Raw genomic sequence first — 12554 nt, forward strand, 5'->3', positions numbered from 1 at the left:
AAAAACAGTGATTTAACTAAATATTTTCAGTTTTATCGGCAACTTTTTTTACCGCTAATTTTTAATGCTTAATTTTACGGCGTATAAATACGTGTTTTGGCTTTGATATGCAAAAATATCGTCTAAAAAAGTGCTACATTCGTTATTAAAAATATATAAAGGATGGCCTCTTTTTGAAGAATTGTATTATGCCCCAAATACCCCCAAATCTATGAATAGAATTTTACTTTTATTTACTGCTGTTTTATGTTTGTCTTTGAATAAACTTAAGGAAATAGTTTTGTCTCTTTTACAGGATAATAGTCAAGAAACTTTATCGAATAAAATAAAATGTAAAAATACGGGATCATTGAAGACTGTTTTCTTTTCAGTGTTTTTGTTGTTTGTGGTTTCGTTTGCGAATGCGGCGACTAAGGATAAAAGAGTTTTATTAGGTTCCAATGAGCTAGTGAAAGTTACTGCGGCTTACTGTAATTTTGGCTTTACAAATGTAATACCAATAACAAATGTGTTATTTGGATCAATTAATAATGCAAGTTCTACATCAACATCTTCTTCAGGTTACGAGGACTTTACTTCTAGTGTTACGGCAGCAGATGTAACAAGAGGACAAAATTATACTATAACCGTTAAGGGTAATACAAGTGGAGATTTTACGTATTATTATACAGCATTTTTTGATTGGAATAGTGATGGTGATTTTGCAGATTCTGGGGAGTCAATTAATATAGGTACAATACGAAATTCTACAGGAAGTGATAATAAATTGGCATCTGTTTTTTTACAGATTCCTGCAGCAGCAAATTTAGGGAATACAAGAATGCGTATTATAGGGCATTATGGAGCCTATAATACAAATCCATGTGGAGTAATAGATGTATTTAATTATGGTCAAGTAGAAGATTATACAATCAATATAATAGCTTCTTGCTCAGGAACTCCAGCGCCTGGGAATACATTGTCCACAGCAAATCCTGTCTGCTCTAACAATCCGTTTACATTGTCATTACAAAACGCAACTACTGGGGGAGCAACTTACAATTGGCAGACTTCGCCTGATGGAACTTCTTGGACAAATGCTGTGCCATCTCCAACAACATTTTTCAGTACTGATTTTTCTTCTATGCCAGCAGGAGCTAGTGTCTACGGAGCATCAACTTCAGTAGCAGGGGGAGAATTAATATTGACGCCTGTAAATAATAGTTATACAGGTGGATTCGTAATAAATTCTACTCCTGGATCTAATATAACACCTTTTACTGCTACGTTCGACTACCGAATGTTTGATGGTACTGGAGCAGATGGATTAAGTTTAAGTTATGCATCAAATATTAATAATGATTCTGGCCCAGGAGAAGAGGGAGAAGGAAGCGGATTAATTGTTAAGTTTGATTCGTATGATAATGATGGTGGAGCGACTGGAAGTAGACTTAAGATTAGTTATGCTAGTATTCCAATTTTTGCATCAAGAATTGGCTTGTTTGATTTAAGAAATACATCCTATAGAAATGTTGTATTGACAGTTGATGCGAATGGTTCATTGTCTTTAACTATTGCAGGGACAACCATTGTTTCGGGTCTTACATTGCCCGGATATGTTGGAGCAAATAAATCAACTTGGAAGTTCAAATTTTCAGCTCGTACGGGTGGATCAAGTGATAAACATAGTATTGATAATTTAACTATTAAATATCTCGATGTAGCTTCGACAAATCCAATCTTTACAACATCGCAAACAACTGCAACTTATTATCGTTGTCAAGTAACTTGTGGCGGTAATACTGGGACTTCGACTCCTGTTTTAGTAAATATGTCAACGCCTGCAGTTACCTTTACAGCGGAGCCAGGTGCAACTGCCTGTTCTAATACAGATGTAACCTATACGACACAATCAGGTCAAACAAATTATGTATGGGGAGTTCCGGGAACATTGGGTACAAATTATAGTATTAGTTCTGGAGGAATAGGGGCAACTAGTAATACAGTAACATTAAAATGGTTAACAGCAGGCAGTAAAACGGTAACTATTAATTATACGAATACAGCTGGCTGTACGGCAACTACTGCTACTTCCTCAATAACTACAACTGTAACAGCTACATTATCCGCCGCGCTAATTACACCTAATACAGCCCAAAATTTTTGTGCATCTGCGTTAACGGGAAATACGTTAACCGTTAGCCCAACAGGAGGAGGTACCGTTACGTATCAATGGGGTAAACGCTCTGCACCAAGTGGTGCAATCACAGCAATATCAGGGCAAACTACGGCAACTTATACACCTTCATATACAGATTTAGGAGTGGGAACTTGGTACGTTGTTTGTACTTCTACTCCAACTTGTGGAAGTGCGATTATATCTAATGAAGTTATTACAACAATTACAGGGCCAACAACAACTGGAGTAACCATTTGTCAAGGAGATGTGTCAGGAGCGGCTCTGCAAAGTACTGTTGCTTGTGGGACGGCAACATCTAAAAAATTTGTTGGGACAGTAGCAGTTGGAACCACAGGAACAAATTGGAGTAATGCAACAGTAGCAAGATTGGGTACTGATGATACTAATTATGCAGCAGTTAATGTTAATAATTCTACTTCAAGAATAATAAGTGCAACAAACTTCCAATTTAATTCTATGGGAGTGCCAAATAATTCTACTATAAATAATATTAATGTAGAGATTGGAAAGTTTTCTAATAATACAAATACTTTTGATTCAACTGTATCATTAATAGTAGGAGGTTCAATAATTGCAACAAATAATAAAAGCCTAACTGCTTGGACTACCACTAATACTGCCTTTGCAAATTATAGTTATACACCTGCTGGGTGGGGAACTCCTTCTTTAACTGCTTCTGATGTTCAAAATTCAGGCTTTGGTGTTGCTTTCGCTGTAACTTCGGCAAATAATAGAACAGCATCAGTTGATTATATTTCAATAGCTGTTACTTATACACCTATTACAACTTGGTACGACGCTGCAAGCGGAGGTAATCTTGTTGAGTCTGGCAATTCATTTAACCCAATTAATGATCCAGAAGTGGTTGCTTTGATTCCTGCTTTGGTCAATACTAACACTCCAGGAACCTATACTTTTTATGCAGAATGTTCTTCGAATCCAGGTTGTAGAACTCCAACAACATTTGTGATTAATGCAAAACCAACAGTAACACTTACTGCTGAACCAGGAGCAATAGCCTGCATTAATACTGATGTTACTTATACTACTCAATCAGGTCAAACTAATTATGTTTGGGCAATTCCGGGAGTTTTAAATACAGATTACAGTATTACTTCTGGAGGTTCTAGTGCTGACAATACAGTAACTTTAAAATGGCTAACAACAGGAAGTAAAATTGTCACTATAAATTATAATAATGCCTTAGGATGTACAGCTAGTACAGCTACTTCATCTATAGCAACAACGGTAAATGCAAGTTTCACATCAGGAGCTATCAATACCACCGGAGAAACGATTTGTTATAATGGAAATCCATCATTGATTGGAAGTACAACAGCAGCCAGTGGAGGAGATAATACCATTACGTACAAATGGCAAGCCAACGGAGTGGATATAGCGAGTTCAAATTCGGCTACTTATGATCCACCAGCAGGATTGACTGCTACAACAACTTATACCCGTTTTGCAAAAGACAATACTTGTAATACGACATTTACTGTTTCGGCAGGAAGTTGGGTAGTAACTGTAAATCCAAATTTACCTGCGAGCGTAAGTATCGCTATCACAGCGGGAACACAGATTTCTTGTTCCGGAACATCAGTAACTTTTGCAGCTACACCAACAAACGGTGGAACTACTCCAACCTATCAATGGACTAAAAACGGTTCAAATATTAGTGGTGCTACTTCTGTGACCTATACAGGAATTTCGGGAACAGCTTTTGCGAATACAGATGTAATAGCTTGTGTAATGACCTCGAATGCGACTCCTTGTTTAACAGGTTCTCCAGCTACGAGTTCGGGCTTGACTATGACGGTGAATCCAAATTTACCTGCGAGCGTAAGTATCGCTATCACAGCGGGAACACAGGTTTCATGTTCTGGAACATCAGTAACTTTTACAGCTACACCGACAAACGGTGGAACTACTCCAACATATCAATGGACTAAGAACGGTTCAAATATTAGTGGTGCTACTTCTGTGACCTATACAGGAATTTCGGGAACAGCTTTTGCGAATACAGATGTAATAGCTTGTGTAATGACCTCGAATGCGACTCCTTGTTTAACAGGTTCTCCGGCTACGAGTTCGGGCTTGACTATGACGGTGAATCCAAATTTACCTGCGAGCGTATCCATCTCAGCTTCAACAGCAACAACAATTTGCTCAGGAAACTCAGTAACTTTTACTGCTACGCCTGTGAATGGAGGAACAACCCCTACATACCAATGGTACAAAGGAGGTACCCCAATTTCAGGAGAAACAGCTGCTACTTATACATCAACCTCTTTGGTAAATGGTGATGTTATTACTTGTGAGATGACATCAAATGCAACTCCTTGCTTGACAGGAAGTCCAGCAATGTCTTCGAATTCAATAACAATGACTGTTAACGCTGTGCCAGCGACTCCAACGGCTAGCGCTACTTCTCAACCTACTTGTATAGTTTCAAAAGGAACTATTACAGTTACTGCACCAACGGGAATTAATTACAGTATAGATGGAACAGATTATACAAATACTACTGGAATTTTTGATAATCTAGCAGCAGGTTCTTATACAGTAACGGCTAGAAATGGATCGGGTTGTACTTCATTGGCTACTTTACCAATCCCAATAAATGCACCAATTACCAATACTTGGAATGGAAGTGCATGGTCAAAGGGGACACCGCCAACATCAACTGATATAGTTGTTTTTGCTGCAAACTACACCATAACAGCTCCATTAAACGCTTGTTCTGTCCAAATCAACCCAGGTGTAAAAGTTGTAGTAGGGTTTCCATCAGGGAGTCCACTGTATACAGCAGATAAAAATGCCAATGCTATTTTACATATCGAAAATGGTTTAACGGTTGATGATACTAATCCTACAAGCAGCTTGACTTTTGAGAACAACGCAAGTTTGATTCAAGTAAACGAGACAACAGGTTTAAATACTGGAAAAATCATTTACAAACGCGAAACCACACCGATGAAGAATTTCGATTATACCTATTGGTCATCACCGGTAGAAGATCAAGTTTTATATACCTTGTCTCCAAATACATTATTGGATAAATACATGAGTTATTCATTGAACAAATGGGTAGTTGAAATGTCTGGGGCGAGCATGATGAATCCTCCAGGGAAAGGATTTATTATTCGGGTTCCAAAGCCACAATTCTGGCCAAATCCTCTGGCAACAACTTATATTCAACCAGTACAGTTTGAAGGAGTTCCAAATAATGGTACTTACACTTTGCCAATTGATCCAAATGGGTATAGTAATCTAATCGGGAATCCCTATCCGTCGGTTATGAGTGCTGATAAATTTTTGGATGAAAACTGCGATAATAATCGAGTAGAGGGAACAATTCGCTTATGGACGCACAGTTCACCTATTATAAATCTAAAATATGTTGGTGCCGATTATGCTTCTTATAATAGGTTAGGAGGTACGGCGGCGGTTACTGGTGGAGAAATTCCATCTGGTAACATAGCGGCAGGCCAATCTTTTTTCGTGAAAAGTGTTGGTGGTGGCTCCGTTACTTTTAAGAATAGTATGAGAGTTGTTGTTGATGCGGGAGATAATTCTCAGTTTTTTAAAGGAACAAAATCAAAAAAGACTTCATTTGAAAAACATCGTGTTTGGTTAAGTTTAAGCAATACGGAAGGAGCTTTCAAAGAATTGCTGGTAGGATATGCTACAGGTGCTACCAATGGGGTTGATAATGCTTATGATGGAGCGGCTAGTAGCAGTTATAAATACGTTGATTTTTACAGTATTAATAACAATGCCAATTATATTATACAAGGACGTGCTGTTCCATTTGACAAAACGGACAAAGTGCCATTGGGTTATAAATCGACATTAGAAGGAACTTTTGTGATAAGCATTGATAAAGTAGACGGAGTTCTGGCCACGCAGCCTGTTTTTATTGAAGATAAATTGAACAATGTCATTCATAATTTGAAGGATGGACCCTATTCATTCACTACTGTTGCGGGAGTTTTTGATAATCGTTTTGTGTTGCGTTATACTGATAATACTCCAGTTGTAACACCGCCGGTTGTAGTCGTTCCTCCAGTAGTGGTTGAACCTCCAGTAGTTGTAGCTCCTCCTGTGGTAGTAGAGCCACCGGTTATTGTAGTACCCCCAGTGGTAGTTGATCCTCCTGTAGTAGTTGTGCCGCCAGTTGTTGTAACGCCTCCGGTAGTTGTAGACCCTCCTGTAGTAGTTGTGCCGCCAGTAGTGGTAGAGCCACCAGTTGTTGTAACGCCTCCTGTAGTGATTGATCCACCAGTTGTTGTAACGCCACCTGTTGTTATAGATCCACCAGTTGTTGTAACGCCTCCGGTAGTTGTAGATCCTCCTATTGTTGTAACTCCTCCTGTAGTTGTAACACCGCCAGTCGTTGTAGATCCGCCTGTTGTTGTAACACCTCCCGTGATAGAAATACCTCCTGTAACTGGTTTGGATCCGACACTGGAAAACCCATCTTTTGATAAAAAAGGGAAATCGGTTATAGTTTCTGTGAAAAATCATCAAATAAAAATTAATTCTTTTGATGAAACGATGGTTATGGTTATTGTTTATGACCTTAGAGGAAGGTTACTTTATGAAAATGATCATGTAAACAGTAATGAATTTATAGTGCAAGATCTCAATTCTAGCGATCAGTTTTTAATTGTTGTCACGCAATTGACAAACGGAAAATGGGTGACGAAAGAAATTATTTTCCAAAATTAATTTCATAGTATTACTTTATTAATAACCCCATTCTGATTATTCAGAATGGGGTTATTAATTTTTAAAAACAAAATCTTACAAATTTCATATTTAACATTTGTTTAGCTGATAAAGATGCTATATGTCACTAAATGAGTGGTTTTTAGTTTTATATTTGCAAAAATTTCTGCATGCCTTTATACAAAGGTATGCAATCCACTAATGGCAATACCAACTGATTGAAATCAGGTTCATTAGCAAAAATAAATTAGATTCTAAATACCACCCCCTATATGACTAGAATATTACTTAGGAAAATCCTTTTTTCATTTTTATTATTTTTTACATTATATACTAATGGCCAAACTTTTGTAGGTCCCGGTACAGATTGGAATACGGCTTCAAACTGGTCCCCATCTGGAGTTCCTTCGACTTCTATTTCGGGAATTATTATAATTAATTCGAATGTTAATGTTGCGAGTATCTCTGTCAAAAATAATGGTGAACTTATTGTTAATTCTCCTGCAGTTTTAACTGTTGGATCAATTGGTAATTCTGCATCTACACAGGTGGTAGATTTTCAAAACGGTTCTAAAGTTACTGTAAATTCAGGAGCGTCAATGATAGTGTATGGTTTGTTGAATAACAGCAATAATAGTAATAATGTTAAGTTTGACGGAGCGGTAAGCGTAGATGGGAATGTTACAGTTGGTAATGGTTCTACAATTACTGGTTCAGGCAGTTTGTCTACAACAGGAACAGTTACGGGTGGCGGTACAGTTTTTGGAACTGGAGATGATTGTACCAGTGGGAATGGATGTAATTATGGTTGTTCTGTCAATACTATTTCAGCTTCTCAGACGATTTGTTCCGGCAGTACAGCAACTCTTACAGGGAATATGGGTACGGGCTATTCTTATCAATGGCAATCTAGTACAACTTCTTCTTCAACAGGATTTAGTAATATTTCAGGGGCAACAGGAAATAATTATACATCATCAGCATTAACAACAACGACTTATTATAGACGTATTGTGACTGTGTCAGGTTGTTCATCTTCAAATTCAAATGTTGTTAAAGTTACGCCAACCCCATTACCTGCTGCGCCAACTAGCTTAGGTGGATGGAGTCCAAGTTGTAATGGTTATGTTGTAAGTTGGAGTGGTTCTGCTACAAAGTTTTATTTAGATGTGTCGACGACCAGTACATTCGATGTGGGGACTATTGTTTCGGCTTACGATAATAAAGATGTGGGTAATGTAAATAATGTAACATTAACTGGATTAACTTCAAATACTACATATTACTTTAGAGTTAGGGCATTTGGTTCTTCTTGTTTAAGTAATAATTCTTCCACAGGAACTTTTACGACATTGACGATAGCTACTCCAACAAATATTAGAGGAGATAATGCTAGCTGGTGTAGTTATATAGCAAGATGGGATGGTTCTGCTACAAAGTTTTATTTGGACGTGGCAACCAGTAATACATTTTCTGTTGGAACTATGGTCTCAGCTTATAGTAATAAAGATGTCGGAAACGTAAACAATTTAACTTTATCTGGATTGACACCAAATACGGTTTATTATTTTAGAGTTAGACGCCTAGAATCTTGCGGTTTGAGCGATAATTCGGCTGTAGGCAGTTTTACAACCTTATCCATACCCATACCTACAGCCAATACAGGATATGCTAATTGTAATGATTGGATGGCTCAATGGAACAACGCTAGTGTAGATGGGTATTATTTAGATGTTGCAATAGATAATGCATTTACAAATTATGTAAGCGGTTATCAAAATTTAGATGTGGGGAACGTTATCGCATATAATATAACTGGTTTAGCTCGTGGAGGAACTTATTATTATAGAGTGAAATCAAAAACCAGTTGTGGATTTGGGGGGTATTCTAATGTAGTTACCTTTGTAGAAAAGGGTAATAATTCTTCTAATCCAGGAACAATTTCTGGAGCATCATCGATTTGTGTTGGAGCGAGCACTACATTTACAAACAGCGGAAGTAATCCTTCAAATGGTACTTGGTCTATTTTTAATCAATCTGGAGCAGCAACTATTACGAGTGCTGGGGTTGTTACAGGAACATTGGCTGGTGTTGTTAGCGTAGTTTATACGGTAGGTACTGGCTGTTTATCTTCTACATCAAAATTATTAACAATTGATGGCGGAAGCGTTTCAGCTGCGTCATCAACTCCAACGGTTTGTTTCAATACAGCAATAACTCCAATAACCCATGTAACGAGTGGATTTACAGGAATTGGGAGTTCAACAAATTTGCCAGCTGGTGTGAGTGCATCTTTTGCATCAAATATTATCACTATTAGTGGAACTCCAACAGCATTAGGAACATTTAATTATAGCATTTCATTAATGGGCGGTTGTGGAGGTGTTAACGCTACAGGAACTATTACAGTAAATGCATCGCCAACAATTGTTGCAATTTCAGCACCAGCAGCACTGTGCTCAAGTGGTTCGTTGAATCCAACGGCACCAGTGGTTATAGTTAATGGTTCAGCAGTTACGGCATCAGGCTGGCAACTGGAAACAGCAGTTTCTAATGGATCATTTGTAAATCAAACAATGCCTTATACGGTTGCCTTTGCTGACAATGGTAAAAAGATTAGATATTATGCCACTAACGGTTGCGGTACAACAAATGGGAATGCGGTAACTGTAACAGTAAATCCAAATTTGCCTGCAAGTGTGACTATTGTAGCTTCAACAGCAACAACAATTTGTGCGGGGACCTCAGTAACTTTTACCGCCAGTCCAATCAATGGGGGAGCCCCTACGTACCAATGGTACAAAGGAGGCACCCCAATTTCAGGGGAAACAGCAGCTACATATACAACATCCACTTTGGCAAATGGTGATGCAGTTTCCGTAGTTATGACATCGACTGCGACTCCTTGTTTGACAGGTAGTCCGGCAACTTCGAATACTATAACAATGACAGTGAACGCAACTCCGATAGCTCCAGTTCTAAACAATGTGGTTTTGGGCTGTACGGATACTTCTGCTAATGAAGCTTGGGCTGCGGTTCTAAATAGTACAGATTACCGATTTGATCTTTCTCTAGATTCTTCATTTGGGACTTTTGTAACAGGATATCAAAATGTTTCTGTTGCACCATCAGCTACGCCTTCAGCTACTGTAAACGGATTAATGCCAGGAGTAACCTATTATGTCAGAGCACGTACTGTAGGCAGTTGCGGAACTAGTGCCAATTCAAATACAGCCACTATTTCGGTGCCTATTACTATAACCACAGATGGCGGACTTACCTGGTCTAATGGTATGCCGGATAGCACCAAAAAAGTTGTTTTTATAGGTAACGCCAAGATAACAACCCAATTAAATGCCTGTTCATGCCAAATTGACCCAGCAGCAAATGTGGTTGTTGGAGTTCCAGTTTTAGATCCATTATATTTACCGGGTAAGAATGCAGCTGCTATTTTAAAAATTCAAAACGGATTGCACGTTGATCCAACAGGTAGTTTAACCTTTGAGAACAATGCAAGTTTGATCCAAGTAAATGAGACAAGGGGTTTAAATACCGGAAAAATCATCTACAAGCGAGAAACTGCTCCGATGAAGAATTTCGATTATACCTATTGGTCATCACCGGTGGAAGATCAAGTTTTGTTTACCTTGTCTCCAAATACATTATTGGATAAATACATGAGTTATTCAATGAACAAATGGGTAGTTGAAATGTCTGGGGCGAGCATGATGAATCCTCCAGGGAAAGGATTTATTATTCGGGTTCCAAAGCCACAATTCTGGCCAAATCCGCTGGCAACAACTTATATTCAACCGGTACAGTTTGAAGGAGTTCCAAATAATGGTGCATATACCTTACCAATTGATCCAACTGGGTATAGCAACCTGATCGGGAATCCCTATCCGTCGGCTATGAGTGCTGATGATTTTTTAATTGAAAACGCGGTTACAAATACCAGAGTTGAGGGAACTATTCGATTGTGGACGCACACTACCGATATAACGAACCAAAAATATGCTGGTGCGGATTATGCATCTTATAATATTTTAGGAGGGGTGACTACCGGGAATGGTATCGTAATTCCATCAGGTAATATAGCGGCCGGTCAATCTTTCTTTGTAAAAAGCGTTGATGGTGGATCTGTTGTCTTGAAAAATAGTATGCGAGTTGGCGTTTCAGGAGAAAATGCTCAATTTTTTAAAGGAACAAAGTCAAAAAATACTTCAATTGAGAAACATCGTGTTTGGTTGAGTTTAAGCAATACGGAAGGAGCTTTCAAAGAATTGCTGGTAGGATATGCTACAGGTGCTACTAATGGGGCCGATAATGCTTATGACGGAGCGTCTAGCACCAGTTATAAATACGTTGATTTTTACAGTATTAATAACAATGCCAATTATATTATACAAGGACGTGCTGTTCCATTTGACAAAACGGATAAAGTTCCATTGGGTTATAAATCGACATTAGAAGGAACTTTTGTGATAAGCATTGATAAAGTAGACGGAGTTCTGGCCACGCAGCCTGTTTTTATTGAAGATAAATTGAACAATGTCATTCATAATTTAAAGGATGGACCCTATTCATTCACTACTGTTGCGGGAGTTTTTGATAATCGTTTTGTGTTGCGTTATACTGATAATACTCCAGTTGTAACACCGCCGGTTGTAGTCGTTCCTCCAGTAGTGGTTGAACCTCCAGTAGTTGTAGCTCCTCCTGTGGTAGTAGAGCCACCGGTTATTGTAGTACCCCCAGTGGTAGTTGATCCTCCTGTAGTAGTTGTGCCGCCAGTAGTGGTAGAACCACCAGTTGTTGTAACGCCTCCTGTAGTGGTAGAACCACCAGTTGTTGTAACGCCTCCTGTAGTGATTGATCCTCCTATTGTTGTAACGCCACCTGTTGTTATAGATCCACCAGTTGTTGTAACGCCTCCTATTGTTGTAACTCCTCCTGTAGTTGTAACTCCTCCTGTAGTTGTAGATCCTCCTATTGTTGTAACGCCTCCAGTAGTTGTAGATCCACCGATTGTTGTAACGCCTCCGGTGGTAGTCGAACCTCCTGTAGTAGTTATGCCTCCAGTTGTTGTAGATCCACCGATTGTTTCAACGCCACCGGTAGTTGTAGTTCCGCCTGTTGTTGTAACACCTCCCGTGATAGAAATACCTCCTGTAACTGGTTTGGATCCGACATTGGAAAACCCATCTTTTGATAAAAAAGGGAAATCGGTTATAGTTTCTGTAAAAAATCATCAAATAAAAATTAATTCTTTTGATGAAACGATGGTTATGGTTATTGTTTATGACCTAAGAGGAAGGTTGCTTTATGAAAATGATCATGTAAACAGTAATGAATTTATAGTGCAAGATCTTAATTCTAGCGATCAGTTTTTAATTGTTGTCACGCAATTGACAAACGGAAAATGGGTGACGAAAGAAATTATTTTTCAAAATTAATTCATAATGTAAGTTTTTTAAAATCCCATTCTGGTTATTCAGAGTGGGATTTTTTTATCAAGTTAAATAACTATATATGAATTGAATAAGCATTTCGTTTGAGTTTTAATATTTCTATAAAAGAGATAAAAACTTACTATTTTTTGAATTAACAATTGTTTAGCGAATAAAGATTGTTTTTGTCGATA

2 protein-coding genes are annotated in these 12554 nt (G+C 38.2%); both read left to right on the forward strand.

The features are described from left to right. The first annotated feature begins 211 nt into the window (after positions 1 to 211). Positions 212 to 6913 carry a GEVED domain-containing protein gene (locus HQN62_RS03130; RefSeq protein ID WP_173503285.1) on the forward strand — a complete coding sequence of 2234 codons (6702 nt, stop codon included), beginning with the start codon at positions 212 to 214 and terminating at the stop codon, positions 6911 to 6913. A 272-nt stretch (positions 6914 to 7185) separates the two neighbouring features. Beyond that, the gene (locus HQN62_RS03135) at positions 7186 to 12366 is read left to right on the forward strand and encodes a T9SS sorting signal type C domain-containing protein (protein WP_173503286.1); all 5181 of its coding nucleotides are present in this window, start codon (positions 7186 to 7188) and stop codon (positions 12364 to 12366) included. The last annotated feature ends 188 nt before the right edge of the window (positions 12367 to 12554 follow it).

It is taken from the genome of Flavobacterium sp. M31R6 (genome assembly GCF_013284035.1).
In the GTDB taxonomy this organism is placed as follows: Bacteria; Bacteroidota; Bacteroidia; order Flavobacteriales; family Flavobacteriaceae; genus Flavobacterium.